At 67.0% G+C, this 18,629-nt stretch carries 16 protein-coding genes and 3 pseudogenes; 7 read left to right on the top strand and 12 right to left on the bottom strand.

What is annotated here, in order from left to right; all coding sequences use genetic code 11:
• Positions 1-382: 382 nt before the first annotated feature.
• Positions 383-1,522, top strand: coding sequence for a three-Cys-motif partner protein TcmP (locus BW733_RS05275; protein WP_202970289.1), 1,140 nt, complete (start codon positions 383-385; stop codon positions 1,520-1,522).
• Here BW733_RS05275 and BW733_RS05270 read toward each other — a convergent pair.
• The 11 genes and pseudogenes from BW733_RS05270 to BW733_RS05215 form a co-directional block, all read right to left on the bottom strand.
• Entirely contained in the window at positions 1,498-2,241 is a 744-nt protein-coding gene (locus tag BW733_RS05270) for a DUF5131 family protein (protein WP_077348570.1), read from the bottom strand. The genes BW733_RS05275 and BW733_RS05270 overlap by 25 nt on opposite strands.
• A 728-nt stretch (positions 2,242-2,969) precedes the next feature.
• Positions 2,970-3,956 (bottom strand): DUF8611 domain-containing protein, encoded by a 987-nt coding sequence (locus tag BW733_RS05265; protein ID WP_077352739.1) that lies wholly within the window; start codon positions 3,954-3,956, stop codon positions 2,970-2,972.
• 154 nt (positions 3,957-4,110) lie between these two features.
• Complete coding sequence (locus tag BW733_RS05260) at positions 4,111-5,103, bottom strand: tyrosine-type recombinase/integrase (RefSeq protein WP_077348568.1); 993 nt, start codon at positions 5,101-5,103, stop codon at positions 4,111-4,113.
• Entirely contained in the window at positions 5,096-6,031 is a 936-nt protein-coding gene (locus BW733_RS05255; RefSeq protein ID WP_152024508.1) for a tyrosine-type recombinase/integrase, read from the bottom strand. Before BW733_RS05255 ends, BW733_RS05260 begins: the two co-directional genes overlap by 8 nt.
• Positions 6,028-6,966 carry a tyrosine-type recombinase/integrase gene (locus tag BW733_RS05250; protein ID WP_077347052.1) on the bottom strand — a complete coding sequence of 313 codons (939 nt, stop codon included), beginning with the start codon at positions 6,964-6,966 and terminating at the stop codon, positions 6,028-6,030. Before BW733_RS05250 ends, BW733_RS05255 begins: the two co-directional genes overlap by 4 nt.
• A gap of 138 nt (positions 6,967-7,104) precedes the next feature.
• Positions 7,105-7,899: pseudogene (locus BW733_RS05245) on the bottom strand (ISL3 family transposase); the annotation flags it as partial.
• Positions 7,900-8,015: 116 nt separating this feature from the next.
• Entirely contained in the window at positions 8,016-9,482 is a 1,467-nt protein-coding gene (ltrA, locus tag BW733_RS05235; protein ID WP_077348566.1) for a group II intron reverse transcriptase/maturase, read from the bottom strand.
• Positions 9,483-10,071: 589 nt separating this feature from the next.
• Positions 10,072-10,590 (bottom strand): annotated as a pseudogene (locus tag BW733_RS05230) (ISL3 family transposase); the annotation flags it as partial.
• A gap of 100 nt (positions 10,591-10,690) precedes the next feature.
• Positions 10,691-11,221: pseudogene (locus BW733_RS05225) on the bottom strand (transposase); the annotation flags it as partial.
• A 97-nt stretch (positions 11,222-11,318) separates the two neighbouring features.
• Positions 11,319-11,504 (bottom strand): hypothetical protein, encoded by a 186-nt coding sequence (locus BW733_RS05220; protein ID WP_077348564.1) that lies wholly within the window; start codon positions 11,502-11,504, stop codon positions 11,319-11,321.
• A gap of 193 nt (positions 11,505-11,697) precedes the next feature.
• Complete coding sequence (locus BW733_RS05215; RefSeq protein WP_077348562.1) at positions 11,698-13,101, bottom strand: hypothetical protein; 1,404 nt, start codon at positions 13,099-13,101, stop codon at positions 11,698-11,700.
• 275 nt (positions 13,102-13,376) lie between these two features.
• Here BW733_RS05215 and BW733_RS05210 point away from each other — a divergent pair, with 275 nt between their 5' ends.
• Genes BW733_RS05210 through BW733_RS05185 form a run of 6 tightly spaced genes read left to right on the top strand, consistent with a single transcriptional unit; the run spans position 13,377 to position 17,285 of the window.
• On the top strand, positions 13,377-14,168 hold the full coding sequence (locus BW733_RS05210) for a hypothetical protein (RefSeq protein ID WP_077348560.1): 792 nt from the start codon (positions 13,377-13,379) through the stop codon (positions 14,166-14,168).
• A gap of 53 nt (positions 14,169-14,221) precedes the next feature.
• Positions 14,222-14,419, top strand: coding sequence for a hypothetical protein (locus BW733_RS05205; protein WP_077348558.1), 198 nt, complete (start codon positions 14,222-14,224; stop codon positions 14,417-14,419).
• Positions 14,416-15,168 carry a hypothetical protein gene (locus BW733_RS05200; RefSeq protein WP_077348556.1) on the top strand — a complete coding sequence of 251 codons (753 nt, stop codon included), beginning with the start codon at positions 14,416-14,418 and terminating at the stop codon, positions 15,166-15,168. The genes BW733_RS05205 and BW733_RS05200 overlap by 4 nt, the downstream gene beginning before the upstream one ends.
• Complete coding sequence (locus BW733_RS05195) at positions 15,165-15,449, top strand: hypothetical protein (RefSeq protein WP_077348554.1); 285 nt, start codon at positions 15,165-15,167, stop codon at positions 15,447-15,449. The genes BW733_RS05200 and BW733_RS05195 overlap by 4 nt, the downstream gene beginning before the upstream one ends.
• A complete protein-coding gene (locus BW733_RS05190) occupies positions 15,400-16,425 on the top strand; it encodes an SCO6880 family protein (protein ID WP_335755089.1) in 1,026 nt (341 codons plus the stop codon). The genes BW733_RS05195 and BW733_RS05190 overlap by 50 nt, the downstream gene beginning before the upstream one ends.
• Positions 16,422-17,285, top strand: a complete 864-nt coding sequence (locus BW733_RS05185; RefSeq protein ID WP_077348550.1) for a putative type IV secretion/conjugal transfer ATPase — start codon at positions 16,422-16,424, stop codon at positions 17,283-17,285. The genes BW733_RS05190 and BW733_RS05185 overlap by 4 nt, the downstream gene beginning before the upstream one ends.
• A gap of 6 nt (positions 17,286-17,291) precedes the next feature.
• Here the strand turns inward: BW733_RS05185 and BW733_RS05180 are convergent, their stop codons facing one another.
• Positions 17,292-18,590, bottom strand: a complete 1,299-nt coding sequence (locus tag BW733_RS05180; RefSeq protein ID WP_077348548.1) for an IS256 family transposase — start codon at positions 18,588-18,590, stop codon at positions 17,292-17,294.
• Positions 18,591-18,629 lie beyond the last annotated feature (39 nt).

The following is an 18,629-nucleotide window of genomic DNA, read 5'->3' as shown; positions in this document are numbered from 1 at the left end:
CTTCATCAAGCCCACCTGGCGACGACGTGGGTCGGTACATCACCACTCAGCTCAGACCGCGTCCACGTGGATGGCACTCCTCCATCTCCTCGCCGGATGCCGATCAAGTCGGCGGCGACCCGGAGCCGGCCAGTTGCGCTGGTGTCGTTGGGAGGGAGGGCGATCATGCCGGCATCCTCCTCAGGCTCCTGATTTGGGAACAACTGCGCTCGCCGGTTGTCGTTGAGACCAGGCGTGGGGGCTCGTCGGCGCGAGTTCGTAGCCGGCCGCTCCAGATCACGATGGTTAATCGGGTTGACTAAACACCACGCGGTGATTTCTCCGCGGGTCTGCTCCTACCCAACGGTTAGGCTAGGAACCCCCACGGCGAGTATCCGGGAGTATGACCATGGATGTCCTCTGGCAGCAGGAGCCAGCAACGGAGGCGAAGCACCGCCTTTACAAGCGCTACTTGGATGCTTGGTTTCCCATCTTACTCCAGCAGTCGTGGGTCGAACGGGTAACATACGTCGATGCGTTCGCTGGCCCGGGTGAGTACGAGAAGGGCGAGGAGGGGTCGCCGGTTTTTGCTCTCGATCGTCTGCTTACCCACGACGCCCGCGCTCGAATGAACCTGTCCCGTGACCGGGTCACTCTGATCTTCATCGAGGGAAACGCAGCGCGGCACCGACACCTCTCCGAACTGCTGGTCCGCCGTTTCGGTCCGCTTGATGAGCTCCCCGTAAACGTAGTCGTCAAGCACGGCCGCGCCGAAGTTGACACCCTGCCGCTCTTGAATCAGGTCGGTGCGTGGGGCTCTCCTATCTTGGCCATATTCGACAGCTGGGGGAACGTCGGTGTTCCCTTGCACCACTTGGAGACCATCTCTTCCAACCCGGCGAGCGAGGTCATTGTCACGTTCGGGCCGAACTGGTTCAGCCGTCGGGAAAAGGAGGAGCCCCACTCCCTCGACCAGGTCTTCGGCGGTCCGCAGTACTGGTCTCCAAGCGACAAGTCCTTGGATCCGCAGGAGCGCTGGCGATCTTGGCTAGAGACGTACCGGGATGCGGTTCTCCGTGCCGGGTTCAAGTTCTGCATCCCGTTTCAGGTTCTCCCGAAGACCGGGCAACCGCTCAACCTAGTCTTCGGCACGGGCCATGAGCGCGCAGTAAGTGCGTTCAAGGACGCCATGTGGAAGGTGGACAGTTCAGACGGGATGCGGTTCTGCGACCCGCGGACGACTGTTGCGCGAGAGGCGGCCATGGCCGCAATTCGGCCGACGCTCTTCGAAGACGTCGATGCGCCGGATCCCGAGCTCCTCGCGTTCATCGCGGACAGTCTTCGGAGTGGACCGAAGACCCTGGAGGTCATCAGGGACTTTCTGTTACGTGAGACCGCGAGATGGTTGCCTAAACATGCTGCTGATGGGGTTCGCTACATGCATGATGAAGGCCGCATCGCACGGACGCCCGCAACGGGAAGGCTCACGAAGACAACCGTTCTGGAATTAGTAGTGTCTCAACCGGCTAGCCCGGGCATCTGATTCCATGTCCGACCGTCGAGTTCGCGCCCTCCGCTCTTGGACGTGGTTCCGCCCCATTGCTTGAAGAAGAATGGGGTTCGAGCCCTGACGCACTGATCGCGGATGTCCCGAATCCACTCGGGGTCCACGGGTCTTGCCTGAAAACCGCTCTCGCCGCCGGCGATCACCCAATCGATGCCTTCCAAGGGAAGATCCGGGAGCTCTGCCAGCAGCGGTTCGCAGGATAGGAAGCGAACCGCCGCGGGGACCTTGGCGAGATCATGGATCCTGTCGTAGTGATGCGGTGACTCGACGCTAACCCCCATCCACACGTTCGTCGGCCATTCAAGTTTCTCGGCAATCCTCGTGAGTCGGTGGGCCCGCTTAGTCAGCACCTGGTAGGTGTGATGGGGAGTTTCAGCCATCACGTCGAACACCTCCCGGATGAAGTCCATGGGCACTCGCGCGTGGAACAGGTCGCTCATCGAGTTCACGAACACCACCCGCGGACGCTTCCAGGTGTACGGGATCGCCAGGGCGTCAGGGTGAACCGTCACCCCGAAGCCCGGCCCGCTCGTGCGGGGATCCCCGTCGTTTTGGTACTTCGGGTTTCCCATCGCCTTGAGGCGTTTCGCGAGCGTGAGCGCGTAACAGTGGTCGCAGCCAGCCGAAACGCGGTCGCAGCCTGTCGTAGGGTTCCAGGTGGCCTCTGTCCACTCGATTGCGCTCTTATCGGCCATGGTGGCAGTCTAGCGGCTCGAACGTATGTTCTGTTTCTTTCCGCATCGCGTGTCCTCGCCTCGCGTTCCAAGCTGCCAACTGGCCCGCGGTCAACCCTGACGAGCAGGGGCTGGGGGAGGGCGGGGCCATCATAGGGTGAGCCTCCCCGTGGCGAGCATCAGCAAGCAGTTCGTCTCACGGGCGTCTTGCGGCCGACCCTGGGGCGTTTGCCCACGCCGACGTCAGCAGGGACGTCACGCTTATGGAAGACATCGAATGCGCCTGCAGGGGCTTCAGCCAGCCTGGCCACTGCTCATTTCGACCTGGTACTTGGCGTCGATGTCCTGAACGATGGCTTACGGCGCATCGTGGAGGCGCTCAACTCGATCGCCATGCCAGGAGCATGGCGTGATGTTGGTGGGGCTCACCGACATCACAAGTGGCACATGGAGCTACTGATCCCAGCGGGGATCGGGCTGGGCGTTTCCGGTTCGCGATCTGGTCAGCCGGCTCAGGGATGGTGGCGGTGATCCCCGGGACCGGAGCAGCGAGCGATGCTCGACGGGAGGAGTGGGCCTTGTCGCCCGGACCCGGTCCGGTGTCGTCCGGGGCCGACCCTGCCCGATCCGGGGCGCCGACACATGGCCGTGCAGGACCGGCAGCATCCCCGAGTCATCGGACTTGCCGGTCGAGGCAACCACGACCATCGGTGGGCCCCGGCCGTCGACGAGTTGGTGGATCTTGCTGGTCAACCCGCCCCGAGAACGAGAACGCACCCCGGCTGGTCGCAAGGGGGGCGGGTCAGGTCACTTGCATTGCCGGGCACGGTCCGGTGAGCCTTCCAAACCCTTTCTATGTCCACCGTCTCGAGGGCGGTCCTCATCGCTCGCAACGCATTGTCCGAATAGCGCAGCAATTTGGTCTTGCCCAACACGAATCGGTGTGAGAAGTGATCGTCGTTAGCGTCAAGACCCAAATGCCTCCTCAAGGCCGTCGCTTTGTTCCTCGAGACGCTGCACCTGTCTGCCAAGTCGTGGGGACCCATGTAGAACTTCTTCTCGAGATCCACGGTCCTGATGGCCGACACGTCGGCGCTCGCGTCATTGGTGTAGGTGACGGGAAGTCCACCCGACTTTACCATGCGCACCTCCACGGTGAGGCCTGAACCCTGAATGTCTGAGGAAAGACCCGACAGCTTGGGGAAAACCAGAGACCTCGACTTGCCATCACGAATTCCCTTGGCAACTCGGCGAACGTCCGCTTCGCTCACCTCCGCGGCGTCCGGGTCGGTGAATGATTCTGTGGCAAGGAGTGATCTAATCCGCGCCATAGCCTCTGCTGAAGCCCGCCGGCCGGGCTTCAGCAGGTCAGCAACACGCTGGAACTCGCGATCAACAAGAAGGTCGAGGCTCCGAGGTGGCTCAGCGCTGATAGGCAGAACCCGGATTGGAAGATGGTCGGCTAATCGCTCCCCAAAGGCCCTCGTGAGCAGTGCGTCGAACAGTGTTACGCCGGCTCGCACGTCCAAGTATAGGAGGCCCTCGTCTACCACGATATACCAATGCTGCTCAGCATCGCGAAGCGAGTCCAACACTCGGATTGTCCCTGCCTCCTCATCGCTCAGCTTCACGCCGTCCAGTTGCTGGCAAAGCCGTATCGCGCTTTCGAGTGAGATAGATCGCTGGCTCTTCTTGTCGAAGACGGACACCTTCTTAGCGTCGAGAATGGGGCTCATCACAATGCAGGGTGTAGTTGGGGTCTGAATCCGCCGGTCTCGAGCAGTGATCTGGCGATGGTATGTCGGCCTGTGGGTTATGTTGACCGGCTCGGTGAGCGCCGTGGCCAGGCGGGCGTGAACGGCTGAGCCGGTCAACATAACCATCGCAGTGTCAGCGGTTCTTGAGGAACGCGATGAGAGCGTCGGATGCCTTGTATCGGGCTGGTGGCCGCTCGTCGAGCGCGGGGACGCGTTCGAGGGTTCGTCGTTTGAGTTCGAGGTCGGCGTGGAGGTAGATCTGCGTGGTCTGGATGTTCGCGTGCCCGAGCCAGAGCGCGATGCTCGCGGTGTCGATCCCGGCGTGCAGCAGGCTCATTGCGCAAGTGTGCCGCAGCGTGTGCGGCGTGACGTTCTTGTCTGTCAACGAAGGACACCTCTCGGCCGCGGTCGCGGCGTGGCGGGTAACGAGCTTCCCAACGGCGGCCCTGGTCAGGGGTGTCCCGGCGTGGGTCGGGAACAGTGGCCCGTCCGGTACGGGTGGAAGCTCGCCGAACCAGGCGTTGAGGAGTTGGACGGTGTTCTTCTGGAGTGGGATCACGCGTTGCTTGCGGCCCTTGCCGATGCATTCGAGCTGGCTGTGCGGGCCGATCTGGATGCTGTCGACGCGCAGGCTGGTCAGCTCGCTGACGCGGAGTCCGGTTTGGATGCCCAGGTGCAGCAGGAGCCGGTCACGGCGCCCCAACCAGGTGCCGGTGTCCGGGGCTGCGATGAGGGCTTCGGCCTCGGCAGCGGTCAGGAACGACACGAGGGTGGTCTTGGTGCGTTTCGCGGGGATCGCGAGGACTTGGCTGATCGTCGCGATCGCGTCGGGTGCCCGGTAGCTGGCGTAGCTGAAGAACGACCGCAGCGCGGCCCGGCGGGCGTTGCGGGTCGCGGCGGAGTTCCCGCGCTCGGTTTCCAGATGCTGGAGGAATCCGCCGATCAGGTCCGCGTCCAGATCGGCCAGGGTCAACGCCGACGGGGCGATCCCGGTGGCCTGCTGGGCGTAGGTCAGCAGGAGCCGGAACGTGTCGGCGTAGGCGGCTTTCGTGTGCGGGCTGGCGTTCAGGTGCCGGTCGAGCTTGTCGGTGAAGAACCGTTGCAGCAGCGGCGCGAGGTCACTCATCGCCGGCCCCGTTCGCTTGGATGCGCTCGACGAGGGCCGCTGCCAGTTCCGGGGTGTTCGACAGATACCAGTAGGTCGCTTCCGGGCCGACGTGTCCGAGGAACGCCGACAGGACCGGCATCATCTGATCGACATCACCACCAACACGGATGTGCTCGATCAGAGTGGTCGTGGCGAACGTGTGCCGGAAGTCGTGCAACCTCGCCGCCGGTCCGGTCGGACCGCCGGCCAGCCCGGCTGCCTCGCGGATCTCACGGAACGTGTTCCCCGCGGTCGAGCGGGCGATCCGGGTGCCCCGCCTGGCGACGAACACCGCTGTCGTGGCCCGGGTAGGGAACGTCCGATCCCGGAGCCGCTGGTATCGGCGGATCGCGTCCATCGTGGACTTGTGTAGCGGGACGAGCCTGGACTTGCCGAACTTCGTGTCGGTCACCTTGGCCCAGCCGCTGCCATCACCGGCGTCCTCGTCGGTGGTGATGTCGTCGTCGTTGAGGTTCCGGGCCTCGCTGATCCGCATCCCGGTCACCGTCAGCAGCCCGAGCAGTGTTTGCCAGGACGCGGCCCGGACCTGCGGGGTCAGCCTCCCCGCCGCGGCGAGCAGCGTGTCGATCTGGTCGCTGGTGAAGATCAGCGGGCGAGGGCGATGAGCGCCATAGGGGCGCCCGTCGAGGATCGGGACCTCGGTCGCGGGGTCGAACCAGGCGACGTGCTCGGCGAACTGGCGGACGTAGTTCAACCGCTCCAGCACCGTGCCGCGAGAGAACTGCGCCGCCCAGGCGATCACCAGGTCGCGACGGATCGTGGGCTCGCCAGCCTCTTCCATCCAGCCCACGAACCCGTCCAGCGCCTTGCCCGGCGCGGTCAGCTTGAACCCGAGTGCCCGCCGGGTCGCCAGGTAGTCGTCCAGGAGGTCGCGTAGGCCGTTCATCGTGACCACCTGCCCGATGCCGTTGCCGGCCACTCGGTGACCAGTGCGCTCAGCCGGTTCTTGTCGACCTTGGTGTAGATCGCGGTCGTGCGCAGGTGAGCGTGGCGTAGCAGCCCTTGAACCTCTTGCAGGGTCGCCCCGGAGGCGAGCATCCCGGTCGCGAACGTGTGCCGCAGCCGGTGCGGGCCGAACTTCTCCACCCCGGCCTTGACGCAGATCTGCCGGACTGTCCCGCAGACACCGTTCGCGGTCAGCGGCTGGACCGGGTCGATCACAGTCCAGAACACTTCCTCGCCAGCAGTCCGGCCTCCGCGGCCGTGGAGCACGTAGTCCTCCAACGCCTGCCCGACATCCTCGGGCAGCGGCAACTCGTCAACCCTGTCGCCCTTCCCACGGATGCGCAGGGTTCCGGTGCGCCAACCGATGTCGCCCAGCCGCAGGCCGGCGATCTCGCAGGCCCGCAGGCCCAGACCGGTCAACAACATCAGGATCGCCCGGTCGCGCATCCCCTTCGCCGACCGCAGATCGAGAGTGCCGAACAACGCCTCGATCGTCCCGGACGGGACCGGGTCAGGGATCGACGAGAGCCGCCATGCCGCCGCGTGAGGCACGACCCCGGAGAAGTCCTGCCCGGTCCGCCCTGACCGGTGGCAGAACTGCAGGAACGAGCGCAGCATCACCAGCTGCTTGCTCAGGGTCGATGCCTTCAGCCCGCGTGCCGCTTCCAGGTTCACCCACTGCGTCAGCATCGCCGCAGTCAGCGTCTTCAGCGACTGATCGACCGGCGCGGGAAGCCACTCCACGAACCCCGCGACGCGGGCGGTGTAGGCAGCAGCGGTGCCCTCTTGCGTGGACCGTTCCCGCAGCAGCCACGCTTCGAACTCGTCCAGCACGTCCCGCGCGTCAGCGCGGCACTGATCACGATGAATCACCATCTTGGTCCTCCTGACCCGAAGCCAGGCGATCCCAACGATCGCCCGGTCAGATCAAGCGAACCCCGACCCGAGCATTCATCGTTATGTTGACCGGATCAGGCCCCAACCCGCACTGGAACAGGCACCCCACGACGTCGGTCAACATAACCCCGAGGTCGACATACCACCGCTTATGCGGAATTCCGCATAAGCGACGTAGTGGGTGAGGTTCCGGAACCCCAGGGCGGAACCGCGGAGGTGTTCGAGGCGGCCGTTCAGGGCTTCGGTAGGGCCGTTCGACGTGCCGGGTCGGTCGAAGTAGGCCAGCACGTCGGTGGCGCGTTTCTTCAGGGTGCGTCCGAGGGTGATGACCTCACGTAGGGCGCCGGGGACCCCGCTGCTGATGCTGGTGATGAGTGCCTCCATGCGGGCGCGGCCGTTGGCTCGGTCGGGGTCGCGGTAGGCGGCGACCAGCTGCTGGTAGACGCCGTAGGTGGCCTCCAGTTGCACGTGGTCGTCGCCGGTGAACAAGGCGTCGAGGCGGGCTTGTTGTCGGGGTGTGAGGAGGTCGGCTCCGGTGTGGAGGGTGCGCCGTGCCCGGTACAGGGGGTCCTGAGCGCGGCCGCGGTGGCCGTGGAGTTCTTGCTGGATCCGGCGCCGGCACTGGTCGAGGGCGTCACCGGCGAGCCTCACGACGTGGAACGGGTCCATGACGGTGGTGGCCTCGGGCAACTCTTCGGTGGTGGCGGTCTTGAAGCCGGTGAACCCATCCATGGCCACGACCTCCACGCCGGCCCGCCACGCTTCGGGTCGGGCAGCTAGCCACGTCTTGAACGCCTGCTTGGAGCGGCCCTCGACCATGTCCAGCAGGCGTGCCGGGCCGGTGTCATCCCTGATCGGGGTGAGGTCGATGATCACGGTGACGTACTTGTCGCCGTGACGGGTGTGCCGCCAGTTGGGTCGGCCTGGGGCGCGGTGTCGGGATTGCTCCCGGTCCGTTTCCCCAGGCCGCCCGCCGAACCGGACGTGCGACTTTCACCGCATCCGGCTCTCCATGAGAGAGGGCTGGTTCAGCTGGTGGTGACAGCTGGCCGGTCCCAGGGGGTAGGGATGTGGTAGCCGCGGTAGCGGTACCTGGTCACCGGGACGCTCGCGGCGCCGGTGAACCTCTTCCCGTTGTGAGCGAGGCGCCAGGTTCCGGGCAGGCAGTACCTGCGGCGGAGTTCTGGCCATCCGAGTCGGCGGTGCTTCTTGCGTAGCCATGCCGTGATCCGCTCCCACGTGTAGGAGTCGATCGCGGCGAAGGTCGCTTTGGCCACCGCGTGTCGGAAGTAGTTCGCCCATCCCCGCAGCACCCGCCCGAGATAGTCCATGAGGTATCCCGGGTCCCGGTGCAGGGTGTGCCTGTAGGTCATGGTCTTCACCCGCTGTCTGATCGAGGCGATCGCCTTCTTCGCGGGCAGGGTGTAGACGTACCACTTGTTGCTGCCTCGTCTCCGCATCCGTCGGATGTGGAAACCGAGGAAGTCGAACCCGTGGTCGATGTGGACCACGCGGGTCTTCTCCGGTGACAGCCGTAACCCCATCGGGGCGAGTACGTCTGCCACCTCGTGACGCAACTGCTCGGCGTGTTCTTGGCTGCCCTTCACGACGATGACGAAGTCATCGGCGTAACGGATCAGCCGGTAGGACGCCTTGCCGTGGTCACGGCGCCAGGCCCGCTTTCCGGCCGTGCCCATCTCATGGTCCCAGCGGCGAGCGAACTCGTCATCGAGGACTGATAGGGCGATGTTGGCCAGCAGCGGGGACAAGATCCCGCCCTGTGGGGTGCCGGTGATCGTCCCTTCGGTCGTGCCCACCGTGGTGAGCACGCCGGCTTTCAGGAACGCCTTGACCAGCGCGAGCACCCGCTTGTCACCGATCCTGCACCGGAGCCGGTCCATCAAGGCGGTGTGGTCGATCATGTCGAAACACGCCTCAATGTCGGCCTCCAGCACCCACTCGTACGATTTGCTCGCGAAGTGGTGGATCTCGGCGACCGCGTCCTGCGCGCGCCGGTTGGGTCTGAACCCGTAGGAGCACGACTTGAAGTCGGCCTCGAAGATGGGTTCCAGCACCAGCTTCAAAGCTGCCTGCACCACCCGGTCGGTCACGGTTGGGATGCCCAACTTGCGCAGCTTGCCGCTGGCCTTGGGGATCATCACCTGCCGCACCGGCACCGGCCTGAACTCTCCAGCCCTCAACTGAGCGCGGAGGTTCCGCAGGAACTCCTCCACCCCGACCCCGGAACTGATCCGTGCCACGGTGACACGGTCCACCCCGGGAGTCTTGGACCCCTTGTTCCCGGCGACGCGTTCCCACGCCATCGTCAAGAACGCCGGATCACATACAAGGTTCCACAGGTCATCGAACCGGCGGCCACCATCGGTGGCCGCCCAACCATGCAGCTTGGTCTGCATCCTCCGTACCCCCAGATAGGCCCGGGCATCGCTGGGCCATCCGGAGGCGCCGACATTCACCGGCGCGTCTTCGGACATTACATTCACCTTCTTCTGCTTTCTCTCACTGCCGCCCTTCCCCATGTGACTGGCTTTCCCGGCCTCGGAGTACTACGACGGCTCCGCCCCACCCACACCCTTCGGCAGGCAACGCACCTATCCCCACCAATGCGGGGAGCGGAATGCGGATGGTTCCCACGTTCACTGTTGTTCGGTTGACGGGCGAGGCGTCCGGCTTTGCCCCTGCGGCATCGTCGTGGCTACGCCGTAGACCTTCACCACGACCTGCCGGACCCGACACATACCACCGTTCCGACAGTTCCCCACCCGCCACGGCCATCAGCGACGGCCCCGACAAGCGGTTACGCACCGCAAACCAGCCCCGATCCACCGGGTTAGAGCTGGGCGACGATCAAGAGGCTTTACGACACCGGTTCCTCTCGTACACCTTCCCGTCTTGCTCACCAGACACGGCCCATCCGGCAGTACCGGACCGTCCTGACTTTGTCACGGCTGCTCCCACCCACCCCAGTCGTTCCCCCAGGACAGGCTGCCGTCAGCTTCACCTGGCCGCTACGACGGCCAACCAATGCAGGTCTCCCACCTCCATCCGATACAACAGCGCCTCGTGGCGCACCACGTGCTCATCGACGCCGAGCACATGGACGCCGTCGAAACGCCGCGGATCGTTGATCAGGACCCGCTTGCCCTCGGCCAGGACGGCGTCGTTGGCGGTGTTCCACGACACTGCCAGCCCTTCGGCGATCCGGGCTACGGTCAGATGCGCGACCACGAGTCCTTCCAACGCCCACCGCAACGCCCGTCGGGACAACTTCGCCCGCGGCTCGGCGGCTCTGCTCATGTCCTGACGCCACACATGCCCGCACTCGCCGCAGCGGTAGCGACGCACGGTGACGAGCAAGATGGTGGGTCGCCAGCCGAACGGCTCGTGCGCCAGACGACGCACCACGGTGCCACGTGGCGTTCCCTCGCAGCCGCACCGCCGGCACCACTGGTCCGGCTCAACGACCCGGCAGGCCAACACGGCCCGCTTCGGCTCGATCTGTTGGCCCACGACCTCCAAGCCGAGCTCGTCAAGGCGGGTGAACGTGGTCAGGTTGGGGCGCGTGAAGGTAGCGTGGGGCACGTCGAGGTCTTCCGGATGGTGAGTGTGAGAACTTCCATCTTCGGGAGGCCTCGACCCTCATCCGCGGACCGACGCGCCGCCGTGATCACCCCGCCTCTACACCCTCAAATGTGATGAGCCAGCAATGCTCGTCGACCCCGATCACCTTGACCCCGTCGAACCGGGCCAGGTCGCTGATGAGGACGCGCTGTCCTTCTGCCAGCACGGCGTCGTTGGCGGTGTTCCACGCGACGTCGAGACCGGCGGCGATCCTGGACATGCTCAGGTGTTGGACCACAAGTCCTTCCAGTCCCCAACGCAGCGCCGCGCGCGACAGCTTCGAACGCGGCTCGGCTGCGGCACTGGTGTCTTGACGCCACACCCGCCCGCACTCGATGCACCGATAGCGCCGGAGCCGCACGTGCAGCACGGTAGGGCGCCACCCCAGCGGGACATGCGACAAGAGTCGCACCACCGAGCCCCGGATGAGGCCCTGGCCGCCGCAGTCTCGGCACCAGTCGTCGGCGTCGACCGGGCGGCAGGCCAGGATCGCACGGTCGGGTTCGATGCGCTGGCCGGTGACTTCCAACCCGAGGCCGTCGAGACGGCAGAAACTAGTCAGATCAGGGCACGTGAAGGTAGCGTCGGACACGTCGAGGTCTTCCAGATGGGGAGCGTGAGAACTTCCATCTTCGGAGGGCCTCGACCCCTTCAGCCAGCCGCCACGCCGCAACCCCGAACAGCGCTACCTACACCCTCGATTGTGAAGAGCCGAGAATGGCTTTGAGCAGCATTTCAAAGGCGTGCTGGAAGCTCAGCAAGATGACAGTGACCCTGCCATCGCTTTCCACACCGTTGAACGCGGCGACGCCTCTACGGAAAGAGGACAGGGCCTTGGCGCGCAGCACCCGGACGTTGTAGGACTCTCGAGGCATGGCAGCAGGCTATCCTCGGCGGCTCACAGACTGGCCGTCCGCCAGCGCACTGTTCGGGCCCGACGTTGGTCACGATCGGCGACGTCTTCTTCCGGGCTGGCTCTCCGCGGCGCTCGCGCTGCCGCGCGGTGCGCGGCAGCGCGGGGCAGCCTGGCGGCTGAACCCTCGTGCGCAACCGGCCGTCAGGGTGGGGTTAGGCGGGAAGTCCGGCCCTGTCCATGGCCGACATCAGGGCGGGGCGGCGGCGATAGACCTCGCGCAAGCGGATGCTCTCGGAGTCCGCCTCAGCTCGGTGGCCTGCCTTGTCGTAGAGGGCGCGTGCCTTGACGAGGAGATCGACGATGGCCGGGTACCGCTTGGAGTCGGGTGTGGTGAGGGACTCCAGCACTTGAGCCAGGCACAGGCGGGCTGCCCGGAGTGGGAAGCCGTCTTCGGAGGCGTCCACGAGTTCGCGCCACGCGTGGCCAGAGCCGAAGGCGTCCGCCGCCTCCCACGCGTGTGTGACGTTCCCGTCGGCGAGGTGGAGCCTGACAAGGTGGGCGCCGCCGCTGCGACGTGCCCGCTGCGTGGCCTGCTCGAACGCCCACGTGCGTAGTTCCTCCTGGCGCCCGGACCGTTCCGCCACGTATATCAGCAACCGGAAGGCGTCAACGCTGAGGTCGCGGTCGAACAGTGTCCGCGCGATCGCGAGGGCGGCGTCCGGACGCCCACCCTCCAGGTAGGCGTCGACGGCGTCCTCAACGGGCACGATGGTGGGACCCGCCCGCCAGGCGACGTCCACGCAGCCCTGGGAGACGGCTCGGTCCAGCCAGACGAGGACGTCAGCCGGACGTCCGGCGTCATGCAGCCGGCGGAGGATCTCCGGGTAATACGGGTGGTCACCTCCGGACAGCAGGGCGACGGCCCGTTCGATGTTGCCGTCGTGGTCGGCCAGTTCCAGCAGGATGCGGTCGGTCTCGCTGCGGTAGGGGTCTGCTGCCGGTCCACCGCCGCCCAGCGTCGCGACACTCGTGCGGTAGGCGTCCCAGGCGGGTTCGTCGAACGCGTGGGCCACGGCGTCCAACGTGAGTGATGGCCAGCCGCCGTATTCGACCCGGAAGCCGACCACCCAGCGGGCGAGGCTGACCGGGTCGACATGCCCGGCGACCGCGCGCCCGAATAGCGCCGACGCCCGTTCGGCCACCTCGAGCAGGGCGCCGTCGTTGTCGGCGTCCCGTGCCAGGTCGCCGAGCCGGGTGAGCAGGTGCTGGAGTACTCGGCGCACCACGGGGTGGGCGCCGTCGTCGAGGTGCCGCTCCAGTTCGTCGACGACCTCCTCGACCGCTTGGACGCCGTCGTCGACGTCTTCGTAGAAGGGGTCGTGGTAGTCGAGGTCGACTCCGGCCAGCGCACCGTCCACGGTCACCAGGAGTTCGGAGGCGGTCGGTTCGTCCTCGGGTGTGGCGCGCAACTGCAGCGATCGCATGGCCTCGGGGCTGTACCCCGCCATCTCGAGTACCAGCGACTGCAGCGCATCACGGTCCATCGAGCGCAGGAACCGCTCGATGTCTGGCGTGACCGGATACCGCACGCCGCCGGGCCCGATCACGTTCTTCACCCACTGATTATCGCGAACCTTTCCGCACGTGGCAGGTGTGGCCACGTGGTTGCTTCCGTAAAGGGCCAGGCCGACTTCTCACGCGCTAGCGCATCTCCAGCCTCAGGCCGGGCGTGTCAGGGGCTACGCGGGGCAACACGGGGTCGACTAGGCGCTTTGGTCGGTGTTGGCCGCGTCGTGGGTCGCGGTTCGATGCCGCGAAGCCCTGTGGACTACGAAAGGAACAACGTCCGATTGGTGATCTTCCCGCATACCCACGCGGAAGGACCACGGCCATGAACATCACCGAGATGTTGGGTTTGCAGGACGAGCGGATGGAGTCCGTCGTCAAGGATCACTGGGCGGGATGGGTCGCCTTCGAGCCCCGGCTGGGGGACGTCGACGACCCCGCCGGGCTGGACGCCTGGCGGCGATCGGCCGATCCTGCGGTCGCCAACGGTGTCCTGCTCGGCCTCGCCCGACTGGCGGCCTTCGATGGCGCCGACGACCGGGAGGCAGCGCTGGTGCTCGCGTGGCTCCTCCTCCCGACCGCCCTGCGCGTCCGCCGCCGGTTGGGACTGGCTGATGATCGGGTGGACGAGGTGCTGGCCGCGCAGCTGTGGGTGGAGGTCCGGGGGCTGCCGTGGCGGCGTCCGCACTGGGTGGCGGCGAAGGTCGCCGGTCAGCTGCGTGAGGGGGTACTACTGGACTGCGGGGCGCCCACGCACCACATGCCGCACCGGCTGTCGATGGTCTCGCTGGGCCCCGTCGACCCGGCCGACAATCGGCTCGTGGAAGACGACGACCCGGCAGCCGAGTTGGCCGAACTGCTCGCCTGGGCCTGCGCCGAGGACGTCATCACCTACGAGGACCGCGAGCTGCTGGTCAGTCTGATCGAGGCCGCGAAGACCCTCCAGGCTGATGGTCGCGCCCGCGAGGGCGGAGTGGCCGGCCTGTCGAGCCGCCAGCTGAGCGCCGTCGTGGCCCAGGCGTGGGGCGTGTGCGCCCGGACCGTGCGGCGTCGCACCGCTCGCTGTGTGGCGGCCCTCAGCGAAGCCGCCGGCGAGTACCTGAACGGCGTGGGCTGACTGTCCACCGATGACGGGCGCGGCCCGTTAGGGATGGCGGAGGTGATGCCGAGATGACCAGCACCCCGGCCGAAGTGGCCGCCCTGTTGAAGATCGCGGCCATGGAGCCGGAGACCCTGGATGACCTGGACGGCTGCCTGCGCAGGCTCCGCGACGTGCAGAAGGCCAGACGCGAGCTGGCCAAGGTGCCCCCGGCCATGCTCTTGTCCGGGCTGCTGGATCGGCGGCCTCGGGGCGGTGACCCGTCGTGACCGCGCACAGCGTTGCCGAACTGCGAGAGGCCTGGCGCGCGATCGAGGCGGGCGAGTTCGCCCACGGGCCCCGGTCCGCGCCCACCGCCCCGGGAACTGCGACAGTCTGGACGCCGGCGCCACGTGAACGGGTGGTCGCCGTCGTTGGCTGCGCCGGAGGAGTGGGGGCATCCACGGTGGCGCTTGCGCTGGCCACCGCGACCGGAGCGTCGGCGCGGGTGGTGGAGTGCTGCTCTCCGTTGGCGTCCGGTTTCTCGGCCACAGCCAATGCCGAACTGGGGACCGAGGGACCTTGGCGCCGCGGCAGTCGTGGCGACGTCCTGCTGGAGCGCCCCATCACCGGCGAGGCGATCCTGCCGGTGCCGACCGAGTCATCGGTCGAGTGGACGTTGGTGGACACAAATTGGACGACGGTGTCAGGCGCCGGCGGGTGGCTGGCGTCAGTGGTGCGCACGCTCGACGACGTCGTCCTCGTCTCGAATGCCACGGTGCCCGGGGTCCGCCGCCTGGAGTCGTGCGCCGAGCTCTTGGGCCGCGACGCGCTCGGGGTGGTCGTGGGACCCACGGTCAAGCGGTGGCCGCGTCCGGTCAAGGTCGCCGCAGCCGGGATACCCGCACGCGTGCACCTCACCGACTTCCCGCTCGACCCACGCCTGCGGGTCACCGGCCTGACTCCCGACCCGTTGCCCGCCCCGCTGCTCAAGGCGGCCCAGAACGTCCTCGCCCTCCTCCGAAAGGAACCGACATGAACCCGCTGATCGTCCCGCTGAAGATCTGCCCGGTGGCTCCCACAGGCGTCGCCGCCTACACCGACCAGATCTCGGGCATGGTCCTGTGGTCCGTGCTGTGGCTGTTCGGCATCGCGGCGCTGGTGTCCGTCGGGGCGATCCTCGTCGGACGTGCCACGCACTCCCCGCACCTCTCGAAGGGCGGCATCATCGGCCTCGCCGGCGTCCTGGTGCTGGCCGTGGTGCTGATGGGTGGCTACGGGATGCTCAACGGCATCCTCGGCGACGGCTGCGTCGGCTGATGTTTCGCCGTCGCCCACCCCGCCCGACGAGCTCAGCCGAGGTCGTACCGCTCTCGCGAACTCAGCTGCTCGGCGTCCTCGCGGGGCTGCTGGTGAACTCGCCAGGCGGATGAACGACGAACTCGCGACCGCCCTGACCCGCGCCGCCGTGCGCACCGAGGCGTTCGTCACGTTCGTGGTTCCCGAGGCCCGGATCGCGAAGCAGGCCCGCGAGTTCGGCGGCGGCCTGGAGGGACGCACCCGCGTCCTGTACGCGCTGGCCGACGAGATCGCCGCAATGCTGCGCGGCGGCATGGGCATGACCGACGTCACCTGGCTCACCTCGCCCCAACTGGCGCTCGCGGTCCGCACCGGCTTCGCGCCCGCCGACCGGGCAGGCATCATCGACGCCCTCGCCGCCCACCAGACCGACCCGACGGTGTGCACCGACGTGCCGTGGGCGATGGCCGGACCCTCCGGCGCCGACACCACGATGCGGCACTACTCCCACGACGCCTGGAACTCGATCAGCTCCACCATCAAGCTCCCCGACCGGGGCGCGTGCCTCGGCGCCCTCGCCCCGGTGCTCACGCCGTCCGAGCCGGGAGAACGGCGCAGCTACACGGTCGTGTTCCCGATCCTGCCGTTCAGCCGCGCCGACCGGCAGACCGCCTCCGGCGAATGGGCCGCCGACATGGGCGAAGGGCTCCGCGGCCGGCTCCAGATCCGACAACGCTCCCGCGACCGCGACAACGTGACCCGGGCCCACCGACTCGACGCGAAGCTCGCCTCTGGCCACGCCCTCACCCGCCCCTACGCGGTCGCGTGCGTCACTGTCGCCAAGACCATGCGCGTCGCCGAGTTCGGACGCCGCCTCGACGCGTCCGTCCGGCGCGCCGGCTTCGCACCGCTGCGCCTCGACCTGGCCCAAGACGCTGGCTTCGCCGCCGCCACCCTGCCGCTCGGACTCGGACTCACCCGAAAGGCGGACGAATGAGAACGCCACCCCGCGGCCGGTCAACCGCCCAGCTGCTGGCCGACTTCGGCCACGACCTGCCCACCAAACCCGAACCCGAGCGGCCCGGCAAGGAGCCGTACCTCTTCCACGCGTCCCCGCGCCGCGGCCAGCGGCGTCCCGGCCGCGGGTGGAATCCCGCGCGGACGCCCGTCGTCCAGTACCGCATGACCAGCGATCAGGCTGCGGCGTGGTGGCCGTTCATCGCCAACCCGCCCCTGCCTCCCACCGGCGCGCAGATCGGCATCGACGAACTCTCCGGGGGCAGCTTCTACGCCGATCCGCTCGGCTGGGTGCTCGATGACACCGTCCCGGTCACCAACCCCAACGTGATCACCTTCGGCAAGCCCGGCGGCGGTAAGTCCACCAACACCAAGAACTTCGCCACCCTGATGATGGACTTCGGCTACAAGGTGTTCGTCCTCGGCGACCCGAAGGACGAGTACGAACCGCTGTGCCGCGCGTTCGGCGTCCAACCCTTCGCCGTCGGACCGGGCATGAGCGCCCGCATCAACCCCCTCGACTTCGGCCCTCTCGGCGACGGGTGGGACACCCTCGACCGGGTCGAAGCCCAGCGCCGGGCTGGCATCATCTTCCGCCGCTGGCTCACGCTCATCCGCGGGCTGGTCGGCTCCCAGTTCGTCGGCGAGCAACGCGTCCCGTTCGGACCCACAGACGCCCGCGTCGTCGAAGCCGCCCTCGCCCAGCTGACCGGCTACGTCGACGGGCACCACACCCTGCACGTCACCACCATCCCCGCCCTGTGGCAGCTGCTCGCCAACCCCACCGAGCAGCTCGTCACCGAGTGCAGGTACGGAGGTATTGTCAAATCCTGTGGATGAGCCTTCTCAGGCAGCCTGCTGGATGGCTTGGTCGGAGGGGTCTGGTTCGACGAGTTTGCCGTCTTTGAAGGTGGCGCCTGCTCGGACTTTGGCTACGAGGTGGGGTGCCCGGATCGCTCGCCACCTGTTCTGCGCGGATTGCATCAGCTTGAACGCCATCGCGATCCCAGCGGCCCGGCTGCCTGGGCCTTTCGTGACCCGCTGACGGAGCCTGACGGTCGCGAATGTCGACTCGATCGGGTTCGTGGTACGTAGATGGACCCAGTGCTCGGCGGGGTAGTCGAAGAACGCCAGCAGCACGTCGGTGTCGTCGACGATCTTGGCAGCCGCCTTGGGCCACTTGGTGCCGTAAGCGGCGGCGAACGCCTTCACAGCGGCCTTGGCGTGGGACTTGTCTTCGGCCTGCCATATCTCCCGGATCGCGGCCAACGCACCCGGCTGGGCAGACTTCGGCAGCGCGGCCAGCACGTTGCCGGTCTTGTGCCACCAGCACCGTTGCTCCTTCGTGGCCGGGAACACGTCCCTGACGGCCTTCCAGAACCCGAGCGCCCCGTCACCGATGGCCAGGGTGGGGGCGGTCATGCCGCGGCGTTTGCAGTCCCGCAGCAGGTCCGCCCACGACTCCGAGGATTCCCGGAACCCGTCGGCCAGGGCGATCAGCTCCTTGCGGCCATCAGAGCGGACGCCGATCATGACGAGCAGGCAGACCTTGTCCTGGTCCAGACGGACCTTCAGGTGGATCCCATCGACCCACATGTAGACGTAGTCCGACCCCGCCAGGGACCGTTCGTTGAAGGCCCGGGCCTCGTCTTGCCACTGCCTGGTCAACCGGGTGATCACCGCCGGCGAGAGGCCCTTGCCGGTGCCCAGGAACTGCTCCAACGCGGGGGCGAAGTCATTGCTCGACAGGCCGTGCAGATACAACAGCGGCAGCACCTCGGCGACCTGGGCCGATTTGCGCGCCCACCTGGGCAGGATCGCCGAAGCGAACCTTGCCCGCTTACCGGTGGCCTCATCGACGCGCTTATCGTTGACCCTGGGCTGGCGGACCTCGACCGCGCCAGCGGCGGTGGTCACCAGCCGCTGGGCGTGGTAGCCGTTGCGCACCACCAGCCGGCGGCCCTGCTCGTCCACCTCCGCCTGGAACTGCTCGATGTAAGCGTCGACCTCGGCCTGCAACGCCGCAGCCAGCATCCGCCGGGCACCATCACGCACGATCTCATCAAGCACCGGCCCGTCTCCCTCTCGAGCCTCGGTCGGCTGCCCCTGGTTGGCCTCCCAGCCCTCGGGAACTACATTGGACATGGACGCACCTTCCCGGACCAACGCTTCCAACGTCGGCCC

The sequence above is a fragment of the Tessaracoccus flavescens genome (assembly GCF_001998865.1).
In the GTDB taxonomy this organism is placed as follows: Bacteria; Actinomycetota; Actinomycetes; order Propionibacteriales; family Propionibacteriaceae; genus Arachnia; species Arachnia flavescens.
This window is presented reverse-complemented; position numbering and strand designations above follow the sequence as displayed.

Coding starts and splice junctions, on each gene's coding strand:
- BW733_RS05275 (WP_202970289.1), top strand. CDS start 383: ATGACCATGGATGTCCTCTGGCAGCAGGAGCCAGCAACGGAGGCGAAG.
- BW733_RS05270 (WP_077348570.1), bottom strand. CDS start 2,241: ATGGCCGATAAGAGCGCAATCGAGTGGACAGAGGCCACCTGGAACCCT.
- BW733_RS05265 (WP_077352739.1), bottom strand. CDS start 3,956: ATGAGCCCCATTCTCGACGCTAAGAAGGTGTCCGTCTTCGACAAGAAG.
- BW733_RS05260 (WP_077348568.1), bottom strand. CDS start 5,103: ATGAGTGACCTCGCGCCGCTGCTGCAACGGTTCTTCACCGACAAGCTC.
- BW733_RS05255 (WP_152024508.1), bottom strand. CDS start 6,031: ATGAACGGCCTACGCGACCTCCTGGACGACTACCTGGCGACCCGGCGG.
- BW733_RS05250 (WP_077347052.1), bottom strand. CDS start 6,966: ATGGTGATTCATCGTGATCAGTGCCGCGCTGACGCGCGGGACGTGCTG.
- ltrA (WP_077348566.1), bottom strand. CDS start 9,482: ATGTCCGAAGACGCGCCGGTGAATGTCGGCGCCTCCGGATGGCCCAGC.
- BW733_RS05220 (WP_077348564.1), bottom strand. CDS start 11,504: ATGCCTCGAGAGTCCTACAACGTCCGGGTGCTGCGCGCCAAGGCCCTG.
- BW733_RS05210 (WP_077348560.1), top strand. CDS start 13,377: ATGAACATCACCGAGATGTTGGGTTTGCAGGACGAGCGGATGGAGTCC.
- BW733_RS05205 (WP_077348558.1), top strand. CDS start 14,222: ATGACCAGCACCCCGGCCGAAGTGGCCGCCCTGTTGAAGATCGCGGCC.
- BW733_RS05195 (WP_077348554.1), top strand. CDS start 15,165: ATGAACCCGCTGATCGTCCCGCTGAAGATCTGCCCGGTGGCTCCCACA.
- BW733_RS05185 (WP_077348550.1), top strand. CDS start 16,422: ATGAGAACGCCACCCCGCGGCCGGTCAACCGCCCAGCTGCTGGCCGAC.
- BW733_RS05180 (WP_077348548.1), bottom strand. CDS start 18,590: ATGTCCAATGTAGTTCCCGAGGGCTGGGAGGCCAACCAGGGGCAGCCG.